Here is a 26,620-nt window from a genome sequence, read left to right on the forward strand (position 1 = left end):
ACCATAGCGGGGCATAGCCACTGAGCATAACCGAATGCCGATCAACTACCTTCGCGGTTTCACCACGCCAGAACGCACCGAGGCCACCAATCGCCGCCTCGGGCGCTCACTGGCCTTTGTCGCCGGCGCCGCCAATGCGGGCGGATTTCTCGCCGTCGGGCAGTACACGTCCCATATGTCCGGAATCGTGTCGTCGCTGGCCGACAATCTCGCGCTGGGCGAGTTGGGTTTGGTCGTTGCGGGATTTAGCGCGCTGCTGTCGTTCCTCGTCGGCGCCGCCACCTCGGCGATCCTGATCAACTGGGGCCGCCGGCGCCGCTTGCGCAGCCTTTACGCGACGCCGCTCGCGATCGAGGCCGTCCTCCTGCTTTGCTTCGGCCTGCTCGGTTCGCAGCTCGAGCAGCACCGGCTGCTGTTCCTGCCTGCCACCGTCTGCCTGCTGTGCTTCGTCATGGGCCTGCAGAACGCGATGATCACCAAGATCTCGCGCGCGGAAATCCGCACGACCCATGTCACCGGCCTCGTCACGGACATCGGCATCGAACTCGGCAAGCTGTTTTACTGGAATGGAAATGCGCGGATGACTTCGGAGCTTGGCGTCGTTCGGGCCGATCGCCAGCGGCTCGCGCTGCTCGGTTCGCTGCTCCTAGCGTTCCTGGCGGGAGGATTGGCAGGCGCAGCCGGCTTCAAGCACTTGGGCTACATATCGACCCTGCCGCTTGCGATCGTGCTGCTCGTGTTGGCTGCCGTGCCGCTTTTCGATGACATGCGCGGACGCCGTGCGTGACGGCAACTGGGCGCTCGCCACCCTGTGCCATTGTTGTGTTTCGGATAAAAGTGAATTCGGGATCCAGGTATTCACCCCAATCTCTTGTCCTCCTAGACTGTCGTCACTGGCTACACACCACGGTGTTCGTAGCTCTGAGCAAAACAATCTTTGGAGGTGGTCGTCATGAAATCGCTGATCAAGGCTGTCGCAATCGCCCTCGTTCTCTCCGCACCGGTCGTCTCCTTCGCACAGTCGAACGAGCCGGTCACCCGCGCGCAAGTTCGCGCCGATCTCGTCCAGGTCGAAAAGGCGGGCTACAACCCGCTCGATTGGATGCACTATCCGGAGAATATTCAGGCAGCGGAAGCGCGCGTAGCGGCGCAGAAAGGCGCTGCCGCCGAGACCACGGGCTACGGTCCGTCCGCGATCGCTGCATCGCAGTCTGGTCAACGTGGTGAAGTGACGATGAGCTCGTATTCGGCCCCGGTGTACGTCGGCCACTAAGTCGCGATTGCCGCGACGCTCGAGGCACGATTAGCTAGGCGTCCGTCGGCAAGACAGTTCAAAAAAACAGGCCCACGCTCCAAGGAGTCGTGGGCCTGTTTCGTTGTATTCGATGTAGCGCCAGGTCTTCTTCGGCGCTCGGCGGCCCGCTCCTGCTAAGGTCGGCTGCCGGCCGTTCCTTCTAATTCTTTCCGCGACTGAGCTAGCGCCGACCGCTAGTCCGGTAACGCGGCGATCGCGCTCAGCAGATCGCACACGAGCGATTCCTCCGCCGCGAGAAACTCCGGGGAATCTGGCTCGAATTCTTCGTGACACGGTTTGCCCTGCGCCTTGCGGATGGCTCTTACGCTCATCGCGACGGCGCGCGCCTTGCGGTACAGCGCATGATCCCATGCCAGCAGAGGTTCGTTTTCGCTTTCCATATTGCGGTTGTCGGCAACCGCAAGCAAAGCTTTAGCGCACCGCCGCAAATTGGAGGGGGGCGCCTAGGTGGGGGCGCATAACTCTCGAACGCACAGCGATAGATATCCCGCCGTCGGCGCCCAAGGTAAAAAAACGTTAACCCCGTCGAAGCGGGAAAGACAAGCGCGCTTCCTATCCTAGTCAAACAGTCTCCGTCGCCTTTTGCGTTTCGCTTTCGTTTATTACGTACTGCGATGGAATCTGCTCGACCGTAACGCCATATGACACATTGCATGGAGGAAGACATCATGACGACCCGTCTCAAGCTCGCGTTGCCGATTGCCTTGATGATGGCAAGCGCCGGAGCCATCGCGGCGAACCGGCTCACGCCGCAGCAGTGCAACGCCTATCCGTTCCAGCCGACGCACGGCGCGCTCACGCAGGACGACCTGGCGCGCGAGCTGGCCGAACTCGAATCGGTCGGCTATCGACCGAGTCTCGACAACTACTCGCTCGATATCAGCGACGCCCGCGCGCGGCTAAACGCCGAGTACGCCAGGGATTGTTTGCCGAAGGGGTCCACTGCCAGCCTGCCATCGACGAGCGGCTAAAGCAGGACGCGTCTATCGCCATCGACAACGCCGACCCGAAAAGCAAATAGCCCGGCCGAAGCCGGGCACTTCGCCCGACCCGCGTATCGCCGATCGAAACTCATGTGGGCCGCGCTCGCACCGCTGTCGATCGTTTCAGATTTGAAACCTGAGCTCGATCTAAGCGACGCGTCCCGATCCGTTTATCCACAGAATCCGTGCACAGAACTGTGGATAACCTCGGGAGCTTTCATTCAACTCATTGGGGCAAAAGCCATTTTTCGTTTTGCATAGCGCTATACAGCGAGCGCCAATCACGCTGGCGCTTTGAAGCGGGCCACATGACGCGCGTTAGCTTTTCCATTTGGCCCCGAGCTTATCGAGGTCCGCTTTCTGAAGATCGTCGAGCGTCATCGCGATCTGAACCTGGCACGTCGCGTCGAGCTTGAGAAACCAGGGTTCGGCGAGACGGGGAATATCGCTCGCGGTCGGAACCTCAAAGACGGCAATTGCGCCTCGGGCCCCGTCCTGCTCGGTGAAATAGATCGCCTCAGGCTGGCATTCCTCCATGATTCTTCCGATCACATCGCCCGCGGTCCCTTCTAGGACGAGCGTGTTAAACGGTTGATTCGGAATCCTGATGTTGAAAATCATACGCATGACGTGTCTCCTTTTCGGCTGCGCATTGGTTCACGACAAGACGCCCTAACGCTGGCCCATCCAGCATAGGAGTTATTCGAGTGGAAAAAAGACAGACCCTAGAAATTAGCGCCGGCGGCGAGTGAATATTGCAGGCTGGCGCGCTTCCCCTTGAAGTGCGCAGCGCGCCGCAATGCCCACGAAGAGCCTCGCTCTCAATCGGCACGAGCCTTGCTGCTTTGCTTGTATCGGCAAAGGCTAAGCAATAAGGGGACAGTCATGCAACGACTCAGGCAAATCGGAATGTTCGGCGCAATCGCCATGCTGGTGCTGTTCGGCGGCTGCACGCTCGGTGGGGCTGCCGTGGGCGGTGTCGCCGGCAATGAACTCACGCACCACAGCACCGCAGGCACGATCGGCGGCGCGGTTGTGGGCGGTGTGGTGGGTTACGAATTGGGCAAATGACGGCTGGCGCCGTCATGTATCGAACGATATAGCGCGGGATAAAGCCTATACGGCGTAACGAAAGCGCTTCGAGGAAATTGGCGAAGACGTGTGATCAGCGTTTCGACCGAGTGAAGTCATATAGCCGATGCCCGTGCAGGCTGTCGACGATACGGCTGCGCATCCGTTCGCGACGATAGTGCCCTGCAATGAAGATGGCCGCCAAGACCAAGACCGAGATTCCTATTGCCATGCCGACCACTGTCTCGTCCATGGTTGCTCCCTCGTTACGTCATGCTATGCGCATGAGAATACTTCGTTCGGGAGCATCCTGATAGGGTTAACGAGCGCCAATTTCTGCTGTCACGCTTTAGCATCGGCACTTTTTTTCAACGGCAACTTTGCGTAGGCTCGAGTAAGCGCTCTGCATGGGCCGGCTAAAAAAAGAAGCCCGCTCGCGGCGGGCTAATCGGTCCTCCCACATGCGCTGACCGAGGTCCGGTTCGCGCATGAAGACATCGTGCGCGGGTCCCTTCAAAGCGAATGTGCGACGAGAGACTTAGCGTCGAACATTCGTCTACATACAAACCCGCTGTCGATACCTAGGCGATGTTCGTATGCACTGCTTTGCGGTTTGGTTGTGTCGACTCGCCCCATCCGCCATCAAGCCGTCCACATCGGCCACATTGGGTGAAACCTCGTCCATTGATTCTCGCCATGCGGGAATTTGACTTTGTTTTGTCGGGAATAGTGGGGCATGCTTAGCGCCATCGAAAGTGGATGGACGCCAGCCCATGCAGGACAAATCGAACACAGGCGCCGAGCGGATTCTTCACGTGCTCGCATCGCTCGCACATCACGGGCGCCCGATGTCCGTGAAGGAGCTCGTCGCGCACACCGGCCTCGCGCAGAGCACGCTCTACCGGCAGATCGCGATGCTCAAGCGCTGGGGCTTCGTCTCCGAAGACGCCGGCCGCTATGCGCCCGGCCCCGTCAGCCTCCAACTCGCGCTGAGCTTCGATCTCGGCTCGCACCTCGTCGAAGCGAGTCGCGAAGCCATGCAAAAGCTCGCGCGGCTTTCGCAGGAAAGCGTCGGCCTCGTGGTTGCGGTCAAGGATCAGGCGGTGTGCCTCGACATGGTCGAGAGTTCGCAATCGCTGCGCTGCTCGTTCGAGAAGGGCCGCGCAGTGCCATTGAAAGCGGGCGCGTCGGCGAAATCGCTGCTTGCGTTCATGGGCGAGCGCCGTCGCAGCGACATTCTCGACAACGCCTACGCAGGCGACCCCGCTGGCCGCGCCGCGGCGGACACGCAACTCGAGCGCATCCGCGTCGACGGCTACGTCGTGAGCGATGGCGAAGTCGACCCGGGTGTGTGGGGTGTCAGCGCGCCCGTCCTTCATCGCTCGACGCGCGCAAGCCCAGACGCCGCGACGATCACGCTGATGGCGCCGTCGACGCGCGCCATCGGGCGCGAAGCGCAACTCATCGACGCCACGCGCCGCGCCGCTCGGGAAATCTCCGAGCGGCTTCAATCCCACTGATTAATGAGGGGCCGCCTGCGAGCGGCTCGCGGGCGAGGGGCCCGCCGGCGAGGGGGTCACCGGCTGATAGGAACCTGCAGCGCTGTTCCACCGCTTCGAACCGATGGCTGCGGGCGACCGCGGTCAATCCAGCCTGACCTCAGTGACGGTGCAGCAGACTGCGTAACGGATGACGCCAATCGATTCGCCGCGCATCCTCGCTTTGCGCTTGCTGTCGGTGTTCCTGCCACAGCTCGTCCGAAAACAGGAACGCGACGATCAATAAGGGCAGGACAAGAAACGCGCCAAGTATCAGGTGCTCGATCACGATGGCCTCCGCATCGCCGGACTACAGAAAACGTCGTTTTATTTTAGGCTCGCTCCGCCGCCGATAGTTTGCGATTCCGCTATGGGCGCGTGGGCTCGACCTCACTTCCGTTTATGCCCTGACTCCGTGCAAGCGGCGGGCCTGCGGCAATCAGCCACGCGAGCACCCGCACTCCCGCGCGGCGCCTGGCTCGACGCCCGGCCCTCCGCAGCGTGCCGAGCGTCTCAAAAAGAACTCGGACGAGTCTAGCCTGACTAAACGATGCTTGCTGAATACGGATGCATCGCTTTTTAACGGAGGTCGATTCGTTTCAAGCTCAGCACCTGGGGCCTGTTCACACGAATAGCGAGCCCTCGGAAAATCCGAAACTCAACGCCAAAGGAGAACCAAAATGGTCGTCGAACGAAACCACGCGCTGACAATTCGGCCACTGGAGCGCCACGATTTGCGCTTTGTCCACGAACTGAACAACGACGCGAAAATCATGCGTTACTGGTTCGAGGAACCCTACGAAACCTTTTCGGAGCTGTCGCAGCTTTACGACCAGCACGTGCACGACCAACGCGAGCGGCGCTTCGTCGTGATCGACGCCGTCGGCGAAACGGTCGGGCTCGTCGAGCTGATCGAGCTCGACTACATTCACCGGCGCGGTGAATTCCAGATCATCATCGCGCCAAGCGCGCAAGGCCGTGGCTACGCGACGATCGCGACGCGCCTCGCCGTCGATTACGCGTTCTCGGTGCTGAATCTGCGCAAGATCTATCTGATCGTCGACAAATCCAACGTGGCCGCGATTCACGTCTACGAGAAATGCGGCTTTAGCCATGAGGCGGAGCTGATCGAGGAGTTCTTCGGCAACGGCGCGTATCACAACGCGCTGCGCATGTGCATGTTCCAGAACGACTTCTTCGCGCGCCGCGCCGAAGCGGCAAGCCGCTGATTACGCCGCAGCCTTTTTCCACGCCGCGGCAAACACCGCCGCGCAAATCAGCAACGTCCCGCCGCCTCGATTTACCGCGCGTTGCACGTTCGTGCTGCGAATCGCGCGCCGCGCGCTCGACGCAAGCAGCGCGTAACCGAATGCGTTGAGCGTCGCGAGCACGATGAAGGTCGCCTCGAAAATCACGATCTGAGGCCAGACGGCGATGTGCGTGTCGATGAACTGCGGCACGAAGGCGACGAAGAAAATGATGCTCTTGGGGTTCAACGTCGTCACTGCATAGGCATGCGCGAAGATGCGGCGCGTGCGCGTCTCGGAGATATCGGCCGCGCCGGGGTCGCCGACGGGCGCGCGCCAGAGCTTGATGCCCAGATAGATAAGATAGACGGCGCCGACCCATTTGAGCGCCGTGAACCAGGCCGCAGACGCCGCGAGGATCACGCCGAGGCCCAGCATCGACGCGGTCATCGCCGTCAGGTCGCCGAGCGCGACGCCCGCCGTGGTCGCGAACGCGTAGCGGCGGCCGTGGCCGAGCGCATAGGAAACGACCAGCAGCACCGTGGGACCGGGAATGGCAACCAGAATCGCCGATGCAATCGCAAACGGCAGCCAATGAGCGAATGTCATAGAGAGTCTCCGAGGAACAGTCGGATTTATCCACGAAGCGCCGGGCGATGCAACGCGATTTTTCTTGCACGGGCTATCGGCTTTTGCCAATCCTCGGGCTGCCGAAGCTTCGCTCGCCGATATTCGTCTGCATAAATTGCCCCGGCGGGGGCATGTTAAGTGCTCAATAGTTGCTATAAGGCGCGCACGGCGAAAACCGTTGCACAAGCAGGCATCCTTTTTACTCTGTATTCAGCCCCTTATATCGCGGTGAGTGCAGAAGACTGGAAGTGACTTTATGTGCGGCGCGTCAAAATGGATTTCTCGAATTATTTGGCGGCTTAATTGTTGGTGAGTGTTTTCCCTAGCGATCCTAAAAGCCTTATCTGGTGGGCCATTCAGGCCGGCTTATTGAATTCGATGCGGTGCTGATCTGCGAAATTCGGAGGCTCGGAGGCTCAGGCTGGCCCCGCGCACAGGGTGCGACAATTCGCCACTATTGCGAGCGCACACAAGATGTGCTTGTTGTTTCTCGTGTTTGATCTAGATTAAAAGACGCGGGTTTTCTATTGCAGTTAAATACATAGCTAACCTGAGTAAACCCGCATGGAGGCAGACCATGATGAAGCGCGCAGGGATTCTCTTCTCACTCGTCGGTTTGTTTGCAGCCGCCTCGGTGGCGCAAGCACAAGACACGGTCATCAAGCCGGCACAGACCTTCCAGTTCAGGCCGAATTCCTACGGGTGCTTGTCCAAAGACAAACTCGATTCCGCCTATCAGCATGGTCAAGCTGGCGAGCAGCAGCAAATGCAGCAGTACTTCTCAGGCTACGAGTGCCTATCGACACCTGAGCACTCCGATTTCCGCGTCGTGCGCGTGGTTGGCCATGATGTCGAATTCGTGAATGCCAGCAACGGCGACACGCAAGGTCTCTGGACGAACGACCGCTTCATCAAGCAGTGACCCGGCGCCGCCTCGCGCGGCGCGATTGCGATTTGCTCGAGCGCTAGCAGCGTGAAGCCGGCGGCTCTTGTACGCGGTCCAAAAAGAACGGCTTGGCTTACTACGCCAAGCCGTTTTCCGTTTCTTCAGCTTCTCGGCCTCATTCTCGAGCTGCGCTGATGGCACGCGCCGCTGCCAATCGCCGACCCCATACCGTTCCGTTCAATTTCCCGCGCCGAACTCGTTCATTCGGTATCATCACGCGCCAACCCTAAACGCTGGCGCAACGCGCCGCACCGGCACGCGGCGTGCTTCATTCCACACCCGGCCTCCGTTCTCCTGACTCGCATGCGAGCGAGTCGTATCTGGTGCTGCATGGCTCTCAAATCGACGATCTACAAAGCAGAACTGCAAATTGCCGACATGGATCGGCATTACTACGGCGATCACGCGCTGACGATTGCGCGTCATCCATCGGAAACTGATGAGCGGATGATGGTGCGCGTCGCCGCGTTCGCGCTTTTCGCGCACGAGCGGCTCGAGTTCTGCAAGGGGCTGTCGGATACCGACGAGCCCGACCTCTGGCAAAAGGATCTGACCGGCGCGATCGAGAGCTGGATCGAAGTCGGCCAGCCCGACGAGCGGCGCATTTCGAAGGCGAGCGGCCGCTCCAATGAGGTCGTCGTGATCGCCTACGGTGGCAAGACGTCGGATATCTGGTGGCAGGGCGTGCGCAGCAAGGTCGAGCGGTTGTCGAACGTCACGGTGTGGTCGCTCGGCGATGGCGTCGCCGAAGCGCTCGGCCGGCTTGCGGCACGCACGATGCGCCTGCAGATGACGGTGCAGGACCACGCGGCTTGGCTCGGCAGCGCCGACGCCGATCCGGTGGCGATCGAATGGACCGTGTTGAAGGCGCCGGCGCAGGCGTGACGCGCGAAAAAGCGCTGCACTCTGGTGGATCGGCATCAACCGCGCCGCGCCACGCCTCCCGTCGCGGCGACTAGACTGCGCGCGCCGCCTCCGGCGGCCCTTTCAGCTCGACCATGTTGTGCTCCGGATCGAACAGATAGAGCGACGGGCCGTAGCCGTCGGCGCCGTAGCGGCGCCCGAGTTCGCCTAGTTCGACGCCTTGCGCGGAAAGATGCGCGCGCAGCGCGTCACCATCGAACGGATCGATGCGCAAGCAAAGGTGATCCATGTTGCGGCCGGCGCCGGGAGCGCCGCTGTCGGCACGATCGATCGGACCGCCGATTGCGAGCAGATCGATAAGCGAGCGGCCGGCACGAAGCTGAATCAGCCCGATGTCACGCTGTTCTTTTTCGACCTTGCAGCCAAGCACGCTGCAGTAAAAGTGAGTCATCGCTTCGAGATCGGCGGCACGAATCACGACGTGATCGATCTCGCGAATAGTGAACTTCATGTGGGGTGTCTCCTTCGTGGAAAGGCATTCGAAGTTTACCGCCAGCGTGTAACGTTCCGATGCACGTCGAAGGACGCGGAATGTACAGACGAAAAAAAGCCCGTTCACAAGGAACGGGCTTAATCCATATCAGGAGGAGACATGGAGGAGACAGGAACCACTATACACAATCGGATGGTGCGACGCAATAAAATTTGCGTTAAAAGTTGTTAAATGGACAAACTGTCGCGTTTTAGCACCTCGTAACTTCGTCACCGAGCCGTCACAAAGTGCACCGGACAAGTGCGTCGAATGACAGAGCAAGAACTGGGGCGTAGTGTGGTGAGATGAAGCCTACAGTCACATCGTCTACCTGTGATTCGAGGACGAGAGGGACGAGATGAAAACCGCATATTCGACCGATGCCGAACGCTGGAGCGCTGTCGCGAAGCACGACGCGCAAGCCGACGGCGAATTCTTCTACGCCGTGAAAACGACGGGCGTGTTCTGCCGGCCGTCGTGTGCGTCGCGCCAGCCGCGACGCGAGAACGTCGATTTCTTCGCTACCGTGGACGAGGCGCGCGCCGCCGGCTATCGCGACTGCAAGCGCTGCCAGCCTGGCGGCCTGCCGCGCGAGCTGGCGATCGTGAACCGCGCGTGCGCCGCGCTCGATGCCGATCCGCAGCAGCGTCTCACGCTCGCGCAATTGAGCGATGCCGTCCACGTGAGCCCGTTCCATCTGCAGCGGCTCTTCAAGCGCGTGGTGGGCGTGTCGCCACGGCAGTACCAGGCGGCACGGCGCGGCGCGGCGTTGCGCGACGCTTTGCAGCGGGGCGACGGCGTGACGCGCGCCGCCGTCGACGCCGGCTACAACTCGGCGTCGAGGCTCTACGACACCGCCGCGACTGAACTCGGCATGGCGCCGTCGACTTACCGGCGCAAAGGCGCGGGCTTGCGCGTGTACTACGCGAGCGCGCCGACGACGCTCGGCTTCGTGTTGGTCGCCGCTACGGCCAAGGGGATCTGCAAGATCGCGTTCGGCGACGACGCGCACGCACTGAGCGACGAGCTGCAAAGCACGTTCGCCAACGCGGAGCTGATCGAGGACCCCGCGCGCATCGCGCCGTTCATCACGCAGATCGACGCGTATCTGCGCGGCACGCGGCAATCGTTCGATTTGCCGCTCGATGTCCCATCGACGGCATTCCGGCAGCGAGTGTGGGACGCGCTGCAGCGCATTCCGTACGGACAGACGCGCAGCTACACGCAGATCGCCGAGGCGCTCGGCTCGCCGAACGCGGTGCGGGCCGTGGCGAGCGCGTGCGCGTCGAATCCGGTCGCGCTCGCGATACCGTGCCATCGCGTCGTTCAAAAGGGCGGTGCGCTCGCCGGCTATCGCTGGGGGCTGCCGCGCAAGGCGGCATTGCTCGAAGCCGAAGCGCAGCACGCGCGCGAGGCAGTCGCAAGCGTTGACCTGGATGACGCCGCTTGAGCGCCACCGCCCGACCCGCCACGGCGGACGCCGCCGCATCGGCCACGCTCGAGCTGCCGTTCAAAGCGCCGTATGACTGGCCGCGCGTCCTGCGCTTTTTCGCGGGACGCGCGAGCCCCGGCGTCGAAGCGGTGGAAGACGGCGCCTACCGCCGCGCGATCGAATGGCAGGGCGCGGCGGGCACGCTGACGGTGAAGCGCCACGCGCGCAAGCATTGTCTCGTTGCAACCATCGAAGGCGCCGCGAGCCAGCATGCCAATACCCTCGCGCCGCATCTCGCGAAAATGTTCGATCTTGGCGCGAACCCGGCCGAAATCAGCGGACACCTCGCGCGCGATCCGTGGCTCAAGCCGCTCGTCGAGGCCGTGCCCGGCCTGCGTGTGCCCGGCGCGTGGTCGGGTTTCGAGCTGGTGGTGCGGGCCATCGTCGGCCAGCAGGTGAGCGTGAAGGCCGCGACGACGATCATCGGCCGCCTCGTCACGCGCGCCGGCCAGCGCATCGACGATCATCCGCACGAAGGCACCGCGTGGCGCTTCCCAACGCCCGCCGCGCTCGCGGGCGCGGATCTGGAAAAGATCGGCATGCCGGGCAAGCGCGTGGCCGCGCTGCAGGGATTCGCGCAAGCGGTCGCATCGGGCGCGGTGCCGCTCGACGCAGCGAGCGCCGCGCCCGCCGATCCCACGGCGTTGCGCACGGCGTTGCTGGCGCTGCCGGGCATCGGCCCGTGGACCGTCGAATACGTCGCGATGCGCGCGTGGCGTGACGCCGACGCGTGGCCGCATGCCGACCTCGTCCTGATGCAATCGATCGTCGCGCGCGACGCCGCGCTCACACGGCCCGCTGCCCAACGCGCACGCACGGAAGCGTGGCGTCCGTGGCGCGCGTATGCGGCGATGCACTTCTGGAACGAGGTGACGGACCGCGCGAACGGCGCACGCGGCGGCTGACGGACACGCGCCGGAACGACGGCCGAAACCATCCCGAAAACACGCTGAATTCCCCGCAAACCCTTGCTGGCATTGGGTTCAAGCGAGCCTGTCGGGTAAATGTTAAAGTGCCCGCTACCCAAAAATTTCGGCCAGGCGCTTGCGTTAGTGCAGGGTGCCCGTCTCCGTCCGGTTCGCATCGATGTCCAATACCAAACCACCTCACCATTCCGCTGCACTGTCCCACCGGTTGTCCGTGCTGACTTCCGGCGCGGCGCGCGACGTGCTGGCGCAGGGCCTGCGCGGCATCGAGAAGGAGAGTCTGCGTGTCACGCGCGACGGCGCGCTCGCAATGACGCCGCATCCGCACGCGCTCGGCTCGGCACTCACGCATCCGTCGCTGACGACCGACTACTCGGAAGCGCTGATCGAGCTGATCACGCCGGCCGAGCGCGATCCCGCGACGACGCTCGAACGGCTCGACGATCTACATCGCTTCGTCTACAGCCAGCTTGGCGACGAATTGCTATGGAATCTGTCGATGCCGGGCCAGTTGCCGGAGGACGACGAAATCCCGATCGCCCAGTACGGCACATCGAACATCGGACGTCTCAAGACCGTCTACCGGCAAGGCCTCGCGCTGCGCTACGGCCGCACGATGCAGTGCATCGCGGGCATCCACTACAACTACTCGCTCGCCGACGACGTGTGGCGTCTGCTGCACACGGACCAGCATTCGACGGCAAGCGCCGTTGATTTCCAGTCCGAACGATATCTGGCGCTGATCCGCAACTTCCGCCGCACAAGCTGGCTCTTGATGTATCTGTTCGGCGCGTCGCCCGCGCTCGATCGCCACTTCCTGCGCGGCAAGCCGCACAAGCTCGAAACCTTCGACGCCGACACGCTCTACCGCCCCTACGCGACGAGCCTGCGCATGAGCGATCTCGGCTACTCGAACACGACGGCGCAAGCCGCACTGCAGGCCGACTACAACACGCTGCCGGGCTACCTCGATGCGCTCGCGAAGGCGGTGAGCCAACCGTATCCGCCCTACGAAGCGATCGGCACGCATCGCGACGGCGAATGGGTGCAGATCAACACAAACGTGCTGCAAATCGAGAATGAGTTCTACTCGACGATCCGGCCCAAGCGCGTGACGTATCCGGGCGAGCGGCCGCTGCATGCGCTTGCCGCGCGCGGCGTGCAGTACGTCGAAGTGCGCTGTCTCGACATCGACCCGTTCGAGCCGACCGGTATCGCGATCGATACCGCTCGTTTTCTCGACGCCTACCTGCTCGTCTGCGCGCTCGACGACAGCCCGCTCCTGCCGCCCGATGCCTACGCCGAAGCGAATGCGAATTTCGGCCGCATCACGCTCGAGGGCCGCAAGCCGGGTCTCGAACTGACGCGCGACGGGCAAACCGTGGCGATGCAGGATTGGGCGGCCGAGCTGCTGTCGAAGATCGATCTCGCCGCACAGGCGCTCGATGTGCTGCGCGGCGACGATGCACATACGCGCTCCGTCGCGGCGCAGCGCGACAAGCTCGCCGACGCATCGAAAACGCCGTCGGCCCGCGTGCTGCAAACGATGCGTGACAAGCAGCAAAGCTTCCTCGCATTCGGCCGCGCGCAAAGCGAAGCGCACGCGGCGTACTTCCGCGCTCACCCGCTCCCGGCGGACGCCGCGCGCGAAGCCGCTGGCCTCGCCGCACGTTCACTCGACGAGCAAGCCGAGCTGGAGCGCAGCGAAGTCGGCTCGTTCGACGCGTTCGTGGCCGCCTATCGCGCTTACACGCTGAACCGCTTCAGCGTTTGAGGCACGGAGTCAGCAGCCCTTACGATCACGCGCGAAACGCGCGTAGCCGCTGACGGTCCAACCTTGTGACATCGCATAAAGCGCGGCGCGACTATCGCGCCCGCGCTCACTCGATTTGTCCGCGATTCGCCGGACAAAAGGAGGGGAGTCCCGATGAAACGAGTGCTTTTGATCGCGCTGCTGGCGCTGCTCTCCGGTTGTTCGTCGACAGGTCAGGTCAGCCCCGACACGATGCAGACCGCCACCGAACCGCTCACGTGCCAGACGCCATCGGAATGCGCCGCTTGGTGGCAGCGGGCGCGAACATGGGTCGCGAATCACGCGAGCTACGCGCTGCAAACGTCCAATGATTCGCTGATTCAGACGGCGGGACCGGCCGGCGGTAGCCGGTCGCTCGCCTATGAAATCACGCTGACGCCGAATCACGACGGCACGGCGACAATCGGCTTCGCAGCGCATTGCGACAGCGGTTTCGGCTGCGATCCGAATCCGTGGCAGGCGGGCGCGGACTTCAAGCGCTACGTGAGAGCGGGATCGAGCGCGCCGGCCGCCGCACCGGCGAACCAGCCGGGCGGGCCCGGCAGCTTCGCACCGCCGCAATCGCGACCAACGCAGTTGCGCACGGATCGGTCCGCACGACTCAGTGCCCCATCGCCGGACCGGCGCCCTTGCGTGGCTTCGTGACCCAGACCAGCAAGGCGAGCGCAACGAAGCCGACGCACGAGATCCGGAAGAAATCGTTGGTCGCCATCATGTAGCCCTGGGTCGTGACGATCTGGTTGAGCTGGGCCGTGAGACTGCCCCCGGCAAAACCGAGATTCGAGAGGGCGCTGCTGAAATCGTTGGTGTTCTGCGAATACGTGCTCACCGATTCGGCCAGCACCGCGTGGTGATAGATCGCGTCGTTTTCCCAATACGTCGTGCTGACCGCGGTGCCGATCGCGCCCGACAGCGTCCGCAGAAAATTCGACAAACCCGACGCGCTCGCGAGCCGCTCGTCGGAGACGCTGGAGAGCGTGATCGTCGTCATCGGCACGAAGAAGCACGCGACGCCGATGCCCTGCATGAGCCGCGGCAGAATCACGTGGTTGAACGGCACATCGAGCGTGAACGTCGAGTTCCAGTACGACACGACCGCGAACACGACGAACGCGAAGCTCGCCACCATCCGCAAATCGAGCCGATGCATGTTGCGCCCGATCATCGGCGACAGCACGAGCGCGAGCAGTCCGACGGGCGCGGTCGCAAGGCCGGCGAGCCCGGCCGTGTAGCCCATCACGGTCTGCAGCCACAGCGGAAAGATCACGACCGAGCCGAAGAAAGCCATGAAGCCGAACGAGATGATCATCGCGCCGAGCGCGAAGTTGCGGTCCTTGAACAGCGACAAGTCGACGACCGGCTCTTTCTCGGTCGCCTCCCACGCGATCATGAACGCGAGCGACACGGCCGCGATGATCGCGAGCGCCAGGATGAAGTTCGAGTTGAACCAGTCGCGGTCCTTGCCGAGGTCGAGCATCATCTGCAGGCACGACACGCCGATCACGAGGAGCGCGAGGCCGATCGCGTCGATGCGCTGTTTGGTGGTCTTCGTCTCGCGCCCGCGCAGCAGGAAGTACGCGCAGACGGCCGAGAACAAGCCGATCGGCACATTGATGTAGAAGATCCACGGCCACGTGTAGTTGTCGGTGATCCAGCCGCCCATGACCGGCCCGAAGATAGGCGCGACGATCACCGTCATCGCCCAGAGCCCGAGCGCCAGACCGCGTTTGGCGGGTGGATAGCTGCGCATCAGGATCGTCTGCGAAAGCGGCACCATCGGGCCCGAGACGAGCCCCTGCAACAGCCGGAATGCGATCAGCGACTCGAAGTTCTGCGCGAAGCCGCACAGGGCCGAAGCGATCGTGAAGAGCAGCACGGAAATCGTGAAAAGCCGCACTTCGCCCACGCGGCGCGCGAGCCAGCCGGTCAGCGGCACGGCGATGGCCGATGCGACCGAATACGACGAAATCACCCAGGTGCCTTGGCTCGACGCGACCCCGAGACTGCCCGAGATCGTCGGCACCGCGACGTTCGCGATCGACGTATCGAGCACCTCCATGAACGTGCCGAGCGCGAGCCCGACGGTCAGAAGCGCGAGCGTGCCGCCTTGCAAGGGGGCCAAACCGGGCTCGGCGCCCGGCGATGCGTCAGGCGCCGGGGCGTCGGAAGCTGCGGTGCTGGTCATTCGAGTTACCTCCGTCCGTGCAAAGGAAACGTTGTCCTTGCACTTATTTCCCGAGCCTAAGAGGCTCAATTTTCGTGCCGCCGCATTAACTGCCCAGACAGCTAAGTACCTGACAGCGGCCCATAGTTCAGACGATACTTCGACGCCCGCAGCCCGTATATCGAGCGAATCGCCTACGCGCTGCGGCCGAAAGTGAACGCTGCGCGGGCCTCGCCTCTACGCCGGGTTCTGCTTGGCGTTCCCCGCTTGCGGCCCATCCTCGGCATCCGCCCGATCGCTCAGACACGACGCGGTCGAACCGTCCGGACCGTTAGCGATGAAACGCGCCAGCAGGCCGATCATCGTTCCCAGCTCATCCGCCGAAAAACCGCGCAACTGCTCGTTCAGCGCTGCGGCGCCCAATCGCGGCAACTGCCGCGAGGCGGCAAGCCCTTGTTCCGTCAGCGCGAGACACACCACACGCCGGTCGGCGGCGCTCCGGTTCCGCTCGATCAACCCCTTCTTCTCGAGACGATCGAGCATGCGCGTCATCGACCCGCTGTCATACGACAGCGTGCGAGAGAGTTCCTGCGAGGTCCGCGCGCGGCCGTTCGCAAGCAGCAGCACGACGCCGACCTGCTGCGAAGTCAGATCGAGCGGCTCGAGCGCGCGGTCCATCCGGTCCATCAGCACGTTGCGCGCCTTGGTCAGGTAGTAGCCGAGACTCGATTCGAGCTGGATCTCGTCGGGATCGTAGAGGTCGTCACTCATGGGACTCGTAATCCGGTGGCGGGAAGGCGGCGAGAAGTTTACCTGCCTAGACAGCAAACCCATTACCCGACGTGCCGATTAGCAACACTTCACAAATGCAGTGTGCGAAGTATCTTGAGATTTACTTGCATAGTCAATATTATTCTATGCAACCAGTTACGCGCGACACAGCGCCACAGAGACAATGTTCTAACCGCCTCACCGCGCGGCATCCCGCGCCGATGCACACAAGGATTTCCCATGCAGTACTTGAAGAACGCCCTGAACGGCCTTGGCCGCCACCTCCACGATTCGGCACTCCACGCCTTCCAAGGCCCGCATCGCTGGTGGAAGCTCGCGTTCTTCGCGGCGATGTTCGTGCTGCCGGGCGGGTCGGTCTTGGTTGCGCTCGTCGCGTGGTTCGATCATCGGCGCCACCAGCAAAGCCAAGCACAAAGCCAGGCTAAGGCCCGCCAGCCGCGCCTCGACGCTCCCGCGTCGTACACCCAAGCCCCGCTTCGGTCGTAACGCCTCGTAACCCGCCTCGCCGGCCCGTAACCGATCCGTAACACACGGCTCAGGGCTGGCACATTACCCTCTAGCTTTCGCTTGCCCCCGACCGCTCGGGGCCGCGCGTCTCTCAAGGAAATCGCCGGGCCGCCCCAAGATTTCCTTGCCCCCTCGGGGGGCCTGGCGCACGGCGCCAGGTCTGGGGGCACTCGTAAGTTACCATTCGTGGCTTTACCGTCCGTTGCCGCCCCAGCCGTGTTAAGCGTGCGGGCGCCGGCAAACTCGGCGGCAGCTGTCGTCGCTCATCCGCGTACTCGTCAGGCACATATCGGGCGACGGCCGAATCGACAGGAATCCATTGCATGCAGCGTCATCGAATCCCGCACTCGCGCGCGGGCATCCCGCGTGTCTTGACCCTCGCCATCGCGGCGGCAGCGGCGATCGCGTTCGCGGGCTGCGCCGTCGGTCCGAACTATCAGCGTCCCGCGGCGGCAGTGCCCGCCTCGTACAAGGAAACGCCCGAAGGCTGGAAGGTCGCGCAGCCGTCCGATCAGGCCGATCGCGGCGACTGGTGGAAGGTCTATGACGACCCGCAGCTGAACGCGCTGATCGACAAGCTCAACGCCGCCAACCAGACCGTCGCACAGTACGCGGCGGCCTACCGGCAGGCGCGCGCTCTCGTCACCGAAGCGCGCGCGGCGTACTTCCCGACCGTCGGGCTCGCGGCAAGCGGCTCGCGCTCCGGCCAGCCGTCGAGGTTCCAGGGCAGCACGCAGGTCGGCAGCGGGAACTCGTCATCGACGATCACCAACAACTACAGCGTTTCGCTCGATGCGTCGTGGGAGCCGGACCTGTGGGGCAAGGTGAGCCGTCAAGTCGGCGCGCAGAAGGCCGGGCAGCAAAGCGCCGCCGCCGATCTCGCGAACGCGCGCCTGTCCGCTCAGGCGACGCTCGCGCAAACCTACTTCTCGCTGCGCGCGCTCGATTCGCAGCAGAAGCTTCTCGACGACACCGTCGCCTCCTACCAGCAAGCGCTCAAGCTCACGCAGAATCAGTACGCTGTCGGCGTGGCCGCGCGCTCGGACGTGATCACTGCGCAAACGCAGCTCCAATCGGCGCAGGCCGCCGCGCTCGACAATGGCGTCGCCCGCGCGCAGGACGAGCACGCGATCGCGGTGCTGGTCGGCGAACCGGCGTCGACGTTCTCGATCCCGCCCTCGCCGCTCGCCGCCGTGCCGCCCGACATGCCGATGCAGCTCCCGTCCGCGCTGCTCGAGCGCCGTCCGGATATCGCATCGGCCGAGCGCAAGGCCGCCGAGGCGAACGAGCAGATCGGCGTCGCGATCGCGGCGTTCTTCCCGACGCTCACGCTGTCCGCGCAAGGCGGCCTCGAAAGCTCCGCGTGGTCGCAGTTGTTGACGCTGCCGTCGCGCTTCTGGACCGTCGGGCCGCAGCTTGCCGCGACGCTCTTCGACGCCGGCTTGCGCAGCGCGCAGACCGAAGCGGCCCGCGCCGCCTACGATCAGCAAGTCGCCGTCTACCGGCAGACCGTGCTCGCGGCGTTTCAGGACGTCGAGGACAACCTCGCATCGCAGCGCATTCTCGCGAATGAGGTGGTCGTGCAGAAGCAGGCCGTCGACTCGGCGCAACAGGCGCTCGCGATCACGACCAATGAGTACAAAGCGGGTACGGTCGCTTACGTGAGCGTGCTGACAGCACAGACCACCGCGTTTTCGGCCGAGCAGAAGCTCGTCACGCTGGGGGGCCAGCGGATGGTGTCGTCGGTGGGACTCGTGAAGGCGCTCGGCGGCGGCTGGGACACCGCGCAGTTGGATCGCGAAACGGGCGACGTGGCCGCGCCGGTGCCGGTCGCGCAGAAGTAGAAACAGGGACCGGGCGAAAGAGAACGGCCGTCATTGCGACGGCCGTTTTGCTTGATGGGTGAGCTTGATAGATGAGCCAGCCCGCGGCCCTAGTGCACAAATGTCAGCGCCACGGTGCCCGTGCCCGTCGGCCGTCCGAGCAAATTGAGCAGGCCCGCTAGATTGTCGCGCTGATCGGGCGTGGTGCTTGCCTCACCCTGAAACTGCGTCATCCCGCCTGCCATCGTGCCATGGCCCTGCAATTGCAACGGGCCTTTGAGCGTCGACAGATCGAGCGTCGACGATACCCCTTCGGCCTGAAACACCATCTTGTAGGACCCGAGCGGCTTCACGCGCGAAACGCGCGACGACATATCGGTGAGCGTAACGATCAGTTGACCGAACGGCTTATGCCCGAGAACCCGCCATTCGGACCAGGTCAAGTCCACGCCGCCTTGCAGGTCGAGCGTGTTGAACGGCGCGCCGAGTCCGGCCAGGAGCGCCGCCGGCACGGCGAGACTACCGCCCGACAGCCCCGCGCTATTGGATGTCGCCTCGACTGTCACCGCGTCCGGCATCGCGTCCGACTGCTTCATGCGCATCTGCAAACGGCCTGTCAACAACGGCCAAAACGACGTATGCCATTCGATGCGCCCCGGCAACAGCGTAGCCGTGCTCGAATCCGAGCCGGCCGCGAGCATCAGCGCGGCCGAGCCGTGCCAGAGCGAGCCGGACGGCTCGATCAAATTCACGTGCCCCTGCGTCTCTTTCGCGAACTGCGGCGTGATCCACGCCGCGGGCAGCATCACGATCAGCGTAATTCCGCACGACACGACGGCGATCGCCAGCCAGGGCGCCAACACCCGCAGACGCCACATCCATAACTTCATTGGTGATCCTTATCGGCGCTCGGTCATCGGGGCGAGCCGGAACCGGCCGCCGGCTGCAGCGACGCGGTCAGGTCCACCTGGCCGTCGGCCTTGAGCGCCGTGATGTGCGCTTCCAATACCTGCACTTTGTATTGCTTGCGCACGTCGTCGAGCCACATCGTCCAGGTCGGGAACGACGCGTTCTTCAATTGGACCTGGACGGCGTTGCCGGCCATTTCGACCTGCGTCGCATTCAACCCGTGATCGGTCAGCGACGCGGCCAACGCGCTCTTCAGCGCGCCGCCCGTCGGCGCCACGCCCTGCGCAGCGACGGCGAGCGCGCGCGCCTCGTCGGCCTGCGCCGTCATCGCCGCGACCTTGCGCTGCATCTCCGGCAACGTCTCGCGCAAGTGCGCGCGCCCGGCCTGCGCCGGCGCCCACAACACCGAATACGCGAGCGCGACGGCGAGCACCGCGCCGCCCCACGTGATGAGCGTCTTTTCGCGCGCGTTGCGCGCGTCCCAAAACGTTGCCCAGCTATCCGCAAATGCTGTCTTCATGGTGCGTTCCTGATCGTCCATTTGCCGGTGCTGCTGTCGATTTCGCCCGAGAGGCCGTTGCGCGCGAGGCGCTGGGTGAAGTCGGGATCGACCTTGGTTTCAGGCTTGAACGTGACGTCGAGCCGCCGGTCGTGATAGTCGAGCGCGGCCACGCCGTTGACCGGCACCGGCCCGAGCGAATGCGCGAGGCCGGCGGCAAGCGACAGGAAGTCGCTCGGCGACAACTCGCCCGCCGCGACGCGCAATTGATCGAGCTGGCGCGACATCTGATCGGGCGCGTCGAGCACGACCGTCGTCTTCGGGAAGGCGTTGAGCAGGAGTTCGGTCATCTGCGCGTTGAGCGCGTCGCGCTGACGCGCGAGCATCAGCCACTGCACGTTCATCCCGATCACGGCGACCACGATCGATGCCACCGCGAGCATCACCGGCAGGCGCAGCCGCCGCAGCGTCGCGCGATCGAGCCGCCACGGACGCGATTCGAACTCGAACTGGCACAGATCGAAACGGCAATCGAGGGCGCGGCGGGCGAGCGCCTCAAACGGCAGCGGCATGGCGCCGGGCAAACCCGCGCGAGACTGCGACGCTTGCGCGATCGATGCGAGGCGCGGCTCGCTGCCGGGCATGTCGGTGAGCTCGTAAAGCGTGACGGGCGCGTCGCCGGCCAACGCGGCCAGCGTCGCGCCGACCGCCGACGCGGGCACCGCGAGCCCCTCGCCATGCACGCCGCGCGCAAGCGCAAGCTCGACGCGCGGTTCGTGCGCTTCGATCGACGGCGCCGCGCCGGAGGTCTCAGTGACTTCGGCAAAGAGCGCCGCCGTATGCTCGACGACCGTCCCGAGCACCGCCGCCACAATCGGCACCATCGTCGGCACCACCGCGTGCGCGACGGCGGCGTCCGACGCGAGCGCCTCGACGCCCGGCGACATCCCGTCGGCCAGCGCCGGAACCGGCAGGCAACGCGTGACCGGCACGGCGCGCAAATTGCGATGCCCGGCCGCGCCGAACGCCTCGAAGATGAAACGGAACCAGCCGCGATCGATCACCGCGAGCACGCGCTCGCCGTCGCCCGGCGACTGCGGATCGAGCGCGATATGGCAAGTCTGCGGGTCCTGGATCAGTTGATCCTCGACGACGTTCGGCAGCGCCTGCCGCAAGCGCGGCCCCTTCAGCGGCGGCACGGCGGCACGCAGCATCAGTACGTCGCGCGCGGCGAGAACCAGCACCGTCGACGACGCGCGCGGCAACAGCGAAAGCGCCGCGCGTCCGGCGCGCTGGGTGCGGCCGCCCTTGTCGAGAAGCAGAAACGCCGTCTCCGGCAGTTGCCATTCCTGCGACGGCACCGCCGGATCACGCGGCGGCAGAAAGACGATCAAGGTGCTCAAAGTGCACTCTCTCCTGGTCTGGGGGCGTTCACGTTCATATTTATAGCTGGTCGCTCACGCGCACGATGCGGGTGGTGTGGGTCAGCGCATCGCGATACACGAGCGTCGTGCGGTCCAGTTCCGCGCGCTCGTGCTGCACGCGTCCGTGGACCAGAAAATAACTCGTCGTCACATCCATTAGGCTCGTATCGGCCGCCTGCGTCTGTGTGCCCGCAGCCTGAAGCGCAAGCGTGACATCGCCGATATTGCGGAAGAACACCGTCTCGCGCCGTGCGACGAGCGCCTGCGCGCTCGACAGGCTCATGCCCGGCACGATGGCCGCGATCACCTCGGCGCTGGCGGTGTTCATGTTGACCGCGGTTTGCGTCGGCAGCACGGTCACGAACGGGCGCAGCCGCGCGACCATCTCCGGCGAGAAGCCCGGCACGTTCAACAGCGAATCGACGCTCGTCATTTGCAGCGGCCCGACGCTGGCATTGTCGTCGGAGTCGGAAAGGCCGGGATTGTCGGTGAAGTTGCTGCCGCCGATCCCGCCCCCCGACGGCACCTGAACGCCGGACGCCGGGACCCCCACGCCGTTGTTCGCCATCTGAAAACGGGTCGCCGATTGCCGCAGGCTCGCGCGCATTTGCACCGCGGCGTTCTTTGCGAGCTGGCTGTTCAGGCTCAGAAGCGACATCAGCCGCTGCAGAGCCTGCACCTGTTCGATGTCGATTTGCAGTACGCCCGGTGCGGGAGTCGAAACGAGATTGCGCAGATTGAACTTCGCCTGCGCGTCTTCGATCGAGCCCGACAAATACGTTTGCGCGCCTTGCTCGGCGCCGTTTTGGCCGATCTGGCCGAGAAAGTCCGACAAGCGCGTTTTGGCGATCGGCACGGCCCAGACGCCGCCGAGATACGTGATGCCGGCCGCCGTATCGGCTTCCGAACGCAGAATCAGGCGTGTCCAATCGAGCGCGCCACGCGCGACCCATTGCGCCTGCGAGACGAGCCGCTGATTCTCGATGCGCCGGATCTGCACCTGCTGACGCCACAGAATCCCCGACACCAGAATCGCCGACAGCGCGACCACCAGCAGCGCGGTGATGATCGCGGCTCCGGTTTGTTGCGAGGGTTGGGATCGACGTGCGCGCATCGTTATTCCCCGATCAGAAACACACGCGTGATCGGCACGCGCAGCGAGGTCGCGCCGATGCTCACTTCGAGCCCCGTCACCGAGCGCGGCAGCGGCGCATTGCCGAGTTGCGGCACCTTGAGGTTGTTGTCGTTGCGGCGAACCTCGGCTTCGACGTCAGCCATCTGCGTCGTCCAGCCGAGCTTCGGCACATACATGCGCGCCGAAATCGTGCCGACACCGCCGATCAGCGGCACTGCGCTCCAATTGCCGGTGCCGCCTCGCAGCGCGTTCCGCAGCTCGCCGACATTGCCGAGCGGCGGCGAGGCGTAGCGCGTGACTTGGCCGTTGGCGACGCCGTAACGGACCACTTGCAGACGCGGCGGGTCGCCCGCGAAGCCGAAGTTGCGCACGATCTGCAGCGTCGCGCCGCCGACCGAGATGGCCGGCTGGCCGACTTCGTCGTCGGTGGCGGCCTGGCGCGTGTCGACGCGCATTTGGTCGAACAATTGCGCGAACACGCGCTCGTCTTCCATCGCGTTCGAGATGGTCTGCCGGCCGCGGATGATCTGGTCGAGCCCGCGCCACGACAGCACCGCGATCACGGCGAGAATCGCGATCGCGACCATCAGCTCGATCAGCGTGAAGCCGCCGATCGTGCGGCGCCGAAGGTGACGCATGATGCGACGCTCAGAGCGCACGGTTGGTTTCATTCGGGACCACCGTGACCAATTGCGCGAGCGTGCCGGTGCCGCCCGGCGTCGTCACCGACACCTCGACGCGCCGGAACACCGGGTTCGGCGTCGCGCTGACGCGCTGCGTGCAGGTCAGCGGCAGATTGCCTTGCGAGCAGTCGAACGTCTGCGTGCCGATCTCCGGCCAGGTGTGCGCGAGATACAGTTGGGCGAGCGTGTTGTCCGCGCTCCAGCCGGCAAGGAGCCGCTGATGCAAGTCGGACTCGCTCGCCGCGAGTGCGCCGACCGCGCGCAGCGACGCCGCCAGCGCGACCGCGATGATCGCGAGTGCGACTAGCACTTCGATCATCGTGAAGCCGCGATCCGGCGCTCTGGGGGCCGGCCGTCCGGGGGCGGCGCGATGCACGCGATGTTTCATGTCAGCGCACCTGGTAACGGCCGTTGCCGGTGCCGACGATCGTCGCGCGGCCGACTGCGGAGTAAAGCGTGATGGTCACCGGCGCGTCGATGCTCTCGACGCCGAACACGACACGATTCGCGCGCAAATCGGAACCGGGGTAATCGATCGACACGTCCGTCACGCCGCCTTCCCAGCCGCGCGCGGCGAACAAGTCGTCCCGCAGCGGACGCCAGCCGTCCTCCGTGCGGACGTCGAAACGATAGCCGCCGTTGACCGGCTGCCACGCGATGGGCCGCGCGCGCACTTGCGCCTCGTCGCCCGCGGACTCGAAAAGCAGGGCGAGACGCTGCGCCTGCTCATTCAGATCGGTGCGCGGATTGCGCGAAATCGTGACCGCCGCCAGCGAGACCAAAAGCCCCGCGATCACGAGGACCACGAGCATTTCCAGCAGCGTGAAGCCGGGGTCCGGCCGTCCGGCGGCGGGCAATCCGAGGGTCCGGCCATCCGGGCTACGGCCAGCGCGAGTTCGCGAGGATAGGCGCATGATCGAAAGCGGTGCCGGTCGCGACAAGGCCTAGACGTGCCGGGCGCAGCTTACTGCCACGAGCCGATATCGGCGTCGTTGCCCTCGCCGCCGGGCTTGCCGTCGGCGCCGTAGCTGAACACGTCGATTTCGCCGTGCACGCCGGGGTTCAGATACTGATACGGATTGCCCCACGGATCGTTCGGCAGGCGTTCCAGGTAGCCGCCGTCCTTCCAGTTGTTCGGGATCGGGTCCGTGGTCGGCTTTTCGATCAGCGCGCGCAGGCCCTGCTCCTGCGTCGGATAACGGCCGTTGTCGAGGCGGTACAGCTTGAGCGCCTGCATGACGGTGCCGATGTCCTGCTTGGCCGCCACACGGCGCGCTTCGTCCGGTCGGCTCATGATCTTCGGCACGATCAGCGCGGCGAGAATGCCGAGAATCGCGATCACCACCATGATTTCGATCAGCGTGAAGCCGCGTTGGCGGCGTTCTCGCAGTGCCACGGCTTCCTTACGGCGAATGGTCCACATATGCATTTCTAACTACCTCTATCCAAGATGAATGCCGGTCGCGCCCGCTAGACACTACGCGTTCGACCAGGCTCGTTGCGCTTTTGCGCCTCGTTGTCCCCGGCGGCTCGGGCGTCCGGGCCGCTCATTGTAATGTCACGCAGTTGGAGGGTTGCGACACATCGCAATATTCACATTAGTCCGTACAATGACGCACATGAACGCTCTCCAAATTCGCCTTCTGTCCTTGGCGCTGTTCGCGGTGTTCTGCGCGACCGTCACCTATTGGGCCATCACGCTCACCTCGCATCCGGCGCCGCCGCTGCAGGCGGCTTCGGTGCGCGCGCCGGTGGCCGTCGAGGACGCCGCGACGATCTTCGGCGGACAGCTCACCCACGACGTGAACCGCAGCATCAAGCTGTTCGGCATACTCGCGCTCGGCGAAGGCGCCTCGGCCATCGTCAGCGCCGGCGACGAACCGCCGCGTGCTGTGTCGCTCGGCAGCGCGATCATGCAGGGCGTGAAGCTCGACGAGGTCAAGGCCCGCTCGATCATCGTCGACCGCAACGGCGCGCGTTCCGAAATCTTCCTGCCTGCGAACCCCATCGGTCCGACGATCTACGTGCGCTGAGTTTTGCCGAGTGTCGCGGCGTTCGGCGCGACAGAGCGCTGAACACGCCGCCGCGCACGACATACCCGCCCGTCTACTGCACCATATTGTTCAGATCGATGATCGGCAGCATCACTGCCAGCACGATCACGAGCACCACACCGCCCATCGCCAGAATCAAAAGCGGCTCCAGAAGGCTCGTCAGGAACATCGTCCGGCGCTCGAGCTCGCGTGCTTCACCATCCGAGGCACGGTCCAGCATCGTGGTCACGTCGCCGGTCGCCTCGCCCGAACGAATCAGGTGAACGAGCACCGGCGGAAACGTTTTCGTATTGCCGAGCGCGCGTGAGAGCGATGTGCCCTCGCGCACGCGCACGATTGCATCATCGATATTGACGCGCATCGCGCGGTTGCTGAGCGTTTCGCCGGCTGCCTGCAGCGCGCGCAGGATCGGAACGCCCGCCGCGGTCAGAATGGCTAGCGTGCTCGCGAAGCGCACCGTGTTGTAGCCGCGCACGAGCTTGCCGGCAAGCGGCGCGGTGAGCAGCCACCGGTCGAACGCGAGGCGCGGCCCGGGCTGCTTGAGAATGCCGCGCACCACGTAGACCACCACCACCACGGCAAGCAGGATCGCCCACCACCAGTGCCGGACGAAATCCGAAAGCGCCATCATCAGCACCGTGAGAAGCGGCAGCTTCTGCTTCGTGCTCGCGAACACGTTGACCACCTGCGGCACGACGTAGCTCAGCAGGAAGGTCACGATGCCGAACGCGATGATCGTAACGATCGTCGGATAGGTGAACGCAAGGACGATCTTCTGCTTGAGCGCATTGCGCTGCTCGATGTAGTCAGCCAGGCGCGACAGCACGAGGCCGAGCCTGCCGGTATGTTCGCCGGCGGCGACGAGGGCGCGGTAGATGTCGGGAAAGTCCTTCGGGTGCTGCGTGAGCGCATTCGCAAGCGAATGGCCGCCGAGCACTTCGGCGCGGATCGAGGCCATCAATTCGCGGATGTAGTCGCGTTCGGCCTGATCGGTGAGCACCGCGAGCGCTTCGTCGAGCGGCAGCCCGGCCGTGAGCAGGCTCGCGAGCTGCCGCGTGAGGATCGCCTGCTCGCGCTGCGAGAGCTTGCGGCCCAGCGAGAGGCGCTGGCTGCGCTCGCCGCGCGTACGCGTGGCGGCCGGCTCGACGACGAGCGGCGTCAGACCCTGCGAGCGCAACTGGCCGCGCGCGCCGCGCGCGGTGTCGGCATCGAGGACGCCCTTCTGCGCCTTGCCTGCGGCGTCGATCGCTTCAAAACGGAATGCCGGCATGAC

The 26,620-nt window shown here is 64.4% G+C and carries 32 protein-coding genes; 15 read left to right on the forward strand and 17 right to left on the reverse strand.

Going from position 1 to position 26,620, the window contains the following annotated elements:
• Window positions 1-34 precede the first annotated feature (34 nt).
• The gene (locus AAHK20_RS06765) at window positions 35-787 is read left to right on the forward strand and encodes a YoaK family protein (RefSeq protein ID WP_449180688.1); all 753 of its coding nucleotides are present in this window, start codon (window positions 35-37) and stop codon (window positions 785-787) included.
• Between the two features lie 165 nt (window positions 788-952).
• The gene (locus AAHK20_RS06770) at window positions 953-1,273 is read left to right on the forward strand and encodes a DUF4148 domain-containing protein (protein ID WP_449180689.1); all 321 of its coding nucleotides are present in this window, start codon (window positions 953-955) and stop codon (window positions 1,271-1,273) included.
• Between the two features lie 215 nt (window positions 1,274-1,488).
• Here AAHK20_RS06770 and AAHK20_RS06775 read toward each other — a convergent pair whose 3' ends face one another.
• Window positions 1,489-1,722 carry a hypothetical protein gene (locus tag AAHK20_RS06775; protein ID WP_449180690.1) on the reverse strand — a complete coding sequence of 78 codons (234 nt, stop codon included), beginning with the start codon at window positions 1,720-1,722 and terminating at the stop codon, window positions 1,489-1,491.
• A gap of 261 nt (window positions 1,723-1,983) precedes the next feature.
• On the opposite strand from AAHK20_RS06775, the gene AAHK20_RS06780 reads away from it, so the two are divergent.
• Entirely contained in the window at window positions 1,984-2,286 is a 303-nt protein-coding gene (locus AAHK20_RS06780; RefSeq protein WP_449180691.1) for a DUF4148 domain-containing protein, read from the forward strand.
• A 330-nt stretch (window positions 2,287-2,616) separates the two neighbouring features.
• Here the strand turns inward: AAHK20_RS06780 and AAHK20_RS06785 are convergent, their stop codons facing one another.
• Window positions 2,617-2,925, reverse strand: coding sequence for a panthothenate synthetase (locus AAHK20_RS06785; RefSeq protein WP_449180692.1), 309 nt, complete (start codon window positions 2,923-2,925; stop codon window positions 2,617-2,619).
• A gap of 282 nt (window positions 2,926-3,207) precedes the next feature.
• On the opposite strand from AAHK20_RS06785, the gene AAHK20_RS06790 reads away from it, so the two are divergent.
• Window positions 3,208-3,369: a glycine zipper 2TM domain-containing protein gene (locus tag AAHK20_RS06790; RefSeq protein ID WP_449180971.1), complete on the forward strand. Its 162-nt coding sequence runs from the start codon at window positions 3,208-3,210 to the stop codon at window positions 3,367-3,369.
• A 94-nt stretch (window positions 3,370-3,463) separates the two neighbouring features.
• Here AAHK20_RS06790 and AAHK20_RS06795 read toward each other — a convergent pair whose 3' ends face one another.
• Window positions 3,464-3,622, reverse strand: a complete 159-nt coding sequence (locus AAHK20_RS06795; RefSeq protein WP_449180693.1) for a hypothetical protein — start codon at window positions 3,620-3,622, stop codon at window positions 3,464-3,466.
• Between the two features lie 520 nt (window positions 3,623-4,142).
• Between AAHK20_RS06795 and AAHK20_RS06800 the strand changes: the two genes are divergently transcribed.
• On the forward strand, window positions 4,143-4,889 hold the full coding sequence (locus tag AAHK20_RS06800) for an IclR family transcriptional regulator (RefSeq protein ID WP_449180694.1): 747 nt from the start codon (window positions 4,143-4,145) through the stop codon (window positions 4,887-4,889).
• 139 nt (window positions 4,890-5,028) lie between these two features.
• Here AAHK20_RS06800 and AAHK20_RS06805 read toward each other — a convergent pair whose 3' ends face one another.
• Window positions 5,029-5,196, reverse strand: coding sequence for a hypothetical protein (locus tag AAHK20_RS06805; RefSeq protein WP_175425668.1), 168 nt, complete (start codon window positions 5,194-5,196; stop codon window positions 5,029-5,031).
• 391 nt (window positions 5,197-5,587) lie between these two features.
• Here AAHK20_RS06805 and speG point away from each other — a divergent pair, with 391 nt between their 5' ends.
• Window positions 5,588-6,136, forward strand: a complete 549-nt coding sequence (speG, locus tag AAHK20_RS06810) for a spermidine N1-acetyltransferase (RefSeq protein WP_449180695.1) — start codon at window positions 5,588-5,590, stop codon at window positions 6,134-6,136.
• On the opposite strand, the gene AAHK20_RS06815 is transcribed toward speG, so the two are convergent.
• A complete protein-coding gene (locus tag AAHK20_RS06815; protein ID WP_449180696.1) occupies window positions 6,137-6,763 on the reverse strand; it encodes a LysE family translocator in 627 nt (208 codons plus the stop codon).
• A gap of 598 nt (window positions 6,764-7,361) precedes the next feature.
• Between AAHK20_RS06815 and sap1 the strand changes: the two genes are divergently transcribed.
• Together sap1 and AAHK20_RS06825 are read left to right on the forward strand one after the other, a co-directional pair.
• Window positions 7,362-7,706 carry a surface attachment protein Sap1 gene (sap1, locus tag AAHK20_RS06820; protein ID WP_449180697.1) on the forward strand — a complete coding sequence of 115 codons (345 nt, stop codon included), beginning with the start codon at window positions 7,362-7,364 and terminating at the stop codon, window positions 7,704-7,706.
• Between the two features lie 354 nt (window positions 7,707-8,060).
• Window positions 8,061-8,615, forward strand: coding sequence for a YaeQ family protein (locus tag AAHK20_RS06825; RefSeq protein WP_449180698.1), 555 nt, complete (start codon window positions 8,061-8,063; stop codon window positions 8,613-8,615).
• Between the two features lie 70 nt (window positions 8,616-8,685).
• On the opposite strand, the gene AAHK20_RS06830 is transcribed toward AAHK20_RS06825, so the two are convergent.
• Window positions 8,686-9,105: a VOC family protein gene (locus AAHK20_RS06830; protein ID WP_449180699.1), complete on the reverse strand. Its 420-nt coding sequence runs from the start codon at window positions 9,103-9,105 to the stop codon at window positions 8,686-8,688.
• A 379-nt stretch (window positions 9,106-9,484) separates the two neighbouring features.
• Here AAHK20_RS06830 and ada point away from each other — a divergent pair, with 379 nt between their 5' ends.
• The 4 genes from ada (at window position 9,485) to AAHK20_RS06850 (ending at window position 14,002) form a co-directional block, all read left to right on the forward strand.
• Window positions 9,485-10,576, forward strand: a complete 1,092-nt coding sequence (gene ada, locus AAHK20_RS06835) for a bifunctional DNA-binding transcriptional regulator/O6-methylguanine-DNA methyltransferase Ada (protein WP_449180700.1) — start codon at window positions 9,485-9,487, stop codon at window positions 10,574-10,576.
• On the forward strand, window positions 10,573-11,523 hold the full coding sequence (locus AAHK20_RS06840) for a DNA-3-methyladenine glycosylase family protein (RefSeq protein ID WP_449180701.1): 951 nt from the start codon (window positions 10,573-10,575) through the stop codon (window positions 11,521-11,523). Before ada ends, AAHK20_RS06840 begins: the two co-directional genes overlap by 4 nt.
• Window positions 11,524-11,704: 181 nt before the next feature.
• Window positions 11,705-13,318 (forward strand): glutamate--cysteine ligase, encoded by a 1,614-nt coding sequence (gene gshA / locus AAHK20_RS06845; RefSeq protein ID WP_449180702.1) that lies wholly within the window; start codon window positions 11,705-11,707, stop codon window positions 13,316-13,318.
• A gap of 153 nt (window positions 13,319-13,471) precedes the next feature.
• Window positions 13,472-14,002, forward strand: a complete 531-nt coding sequence (locus tag AAHK20_RS06850; protein WP_449180703.1) for a hypothetical protein — start codon at window positions 13,472-13,474, stop codon at window positions 14,000-14,002.
• Here the strand turns inward: AAHK20_RS06850 and AAHK20_RS06855 are convergent.
• Both AAHK20_RS06855 and AAHK20_RS06860 read right to left on the reverse strand, forming a co-directional pair.
• Window positions 13,959-15,542, reverse strand: a complete 1,584-nt coding sequence (locus AAHK20_RS06855) for a DHA2 family efflux MFS transporter permease subunit (protein ID WP_449180704.1) — start codon at window positions 15,540-15,542, stop codon at window positions 13,959-13,961. The genes AAHK20_RS06850 and AAHK20_RS06855 overlap by 44 nt on opposite strands.
• Window positions 15,543-15,758: 216 nt before the next feature.
• Complete coding sequence (locus tag AAHK20_RS06860) at window positions 15,759-16,292, reverse strand: MarR family winged helix-turn-helix transcriptional regulator (RefSeq protein ID WP_449180705.1); 534 nt, start codon at window positions 16,290-16,292, stop codon at window positions 15,759-15,761.
• 240 nt (window positions 16,293-16,532) lie between these two features.
• Here AAHK20_RS06860 and AAHK20_RS06865 point away from each other — a divergent pair, with 240 nt between their 5' ends.
• A complete protein-coding gene (locus AAHK20_RS06865) occupies window positions 16,533-16,799 on the forward strand; it encodes a hypothetical protein (RefSeq protein ID WP_449180706.1) in 267 nt (88 codons plus the stop codon).
• Between the two features lie 344 nt (window positions 16,800-17,143).
• Entirely contained in the window at window positions 17,144-18,664 is a 1,521-nt protein-coding gene (locus AAHK20_RS06870) for an efflux transporter outer membrane subunit (protein WP_449180707.1), read from the forward strand.
• A gap of 89 nt (window positions 18,665-18,753) precedes the next feature.
• On the opposite strand, the gene AAHK20_RS06875 is transcribed toward AAHK20_RS06870, so the two are convergent.
• Genes AAHK20_RS06875 through gspG form a run of 8 tightly spaced genes read right to left on the reverse strand, consistent with a single transcriptional unit; the run spans window position 18,754 to window position 24,722 of the window.
• Complete coding sequence (locus tag AAHK20_RS06875) at window positions 18,754-19,533, reverse strand: type II secretion system protein N (protein ID WP_449180708.1); 780 nt, start codon at window positions 19,531-19,533, stop codon at window positions 18,754-18,756.
• A gap of 23 nt (window positions 19,534-19,556) precedes the next feature.
• Complete coding sequence (locus AAHK20_RS06880) at window positions 19,557-20,072, reverse strand: type II secretion system protein M (RefSeq protein WP_449180709.1); 516 nt, start codon at window positions 20,070-20,072, stop codon at window positions 19,557-19,559.
• Window positions 20,069-21,454 (reverse strand): type II secretion system protein GspL, encoded by a 1,386-nt coding sequence (gene gspL, locus AAHK20_RS06885; RefSeq protein ID WP_449180710.1) that lies wholly within the window; start codon window positions 21,452-21,454, stop codon window positions 20,069-20,071. Before gspL ends, AAHK20_RS06880 begins: the two co-directional genes overlap by 4 nt.
• A gap of 40 nt (window positions 21,455-21,494) precedes the next feature.
• Window positions 21,495-22,589, reverse strand: a complete 1,095-nt coding sequence (gene gspK, locus AAHK20_RS06890; RefSeq protein WP_449180711.1) for a type II secretion system minor pseudopilin GspK — start codon at window positions 22,587-22,589, stop codon at window positions 21,495-21,497.
• A 2-nt stretch (window positions 22,590-22,591) separates the two neighbouring features.
• Entirely contained in the window at window positions 22,592-23,281 is a 690-nt protein-coding gene (locus tag AAHK20_RS06895) for a PulJ/GspJ family protein (protein WP_449180712.1), read from the reverse strand.
• Complete coding sequence (gene gspI, locus AAHK20_RS06900; RefSeq protein WP_449180713.1) at window positions 23,259-23,681, reverse strand: type II secretion system minor pseudopilin GspI; 423 nt, start codon at window positions 23,679-23,681, stop codon at window positions 23,259-23,261. Before gspI ends, AAHK20_RS06895 begins: the two co-directional genes overlap by 23 nt.
• Window position 23,682: 1 nt before the next feature.
• Window positions 23,683-24,207 carry a GspH/FimT family pseudopilin gene (locus AAHK20_RS06905; RefSeq protein ID WP_449180714.1) on the reverse strand — a complete coding sequence of 175 codons (525 nt, stop codon included), beginning with the start codon at window positions 24,205-24,207 and terminating at the stop codon, window positions 23,683-23,685.
• 50 nt (window positions 24,208-24,257) lie between these two features.
• Window positions 24,258-24,722 (reverse strand): type II secretion system major pseudopilin GspG, encoded by a 465-nt coding sequence (gene gspG / locus AAHK20_RS06910; RefSeq protein ID WP_449180715.1) that lies wholly within the window; start codon window positions 24,720-24,722, stop codon window positions 24,258-24,260.
• 190 nt (window positions 24,723-24,912) lie between these two features.
• Here gspG and AAHK20_RS06915 point away from each other — a divergent pair, with 190 nt between their 5' ends.
• Complete coding sequence (locus AAHK20_RS06915; RefSeq protein ID WP_449180716.1) at window positions 24,913-25,326, forward strand: type II secretion system protein N; 414 nt, start codon at window positions 24,913-24,915, stop codon at window positions 25,324-25,326.
• Between the two features lie 73 nt (window positions 25,327-25,399).
• On the opposite strand, the gene gspF is transcribed toward AAHK20_RS06915, so the two are convergent.
• Window positions 25,400-26,617, reverse strand: coding sequence for a type II secretion system inner membrane protein GspF (gene gspF, locus AAHK20_RS06920; protein ID WP_449180717.1), 1,218 nt, complete (start codon window positions 26,615-26,617; stop codon window positions 25,400-25,402).
• Window positions 26,618-26,620 lie beyond the last annotated feature (3 nt).

Source organism: Trinickia camelliae (assembly GCF_053525655.1).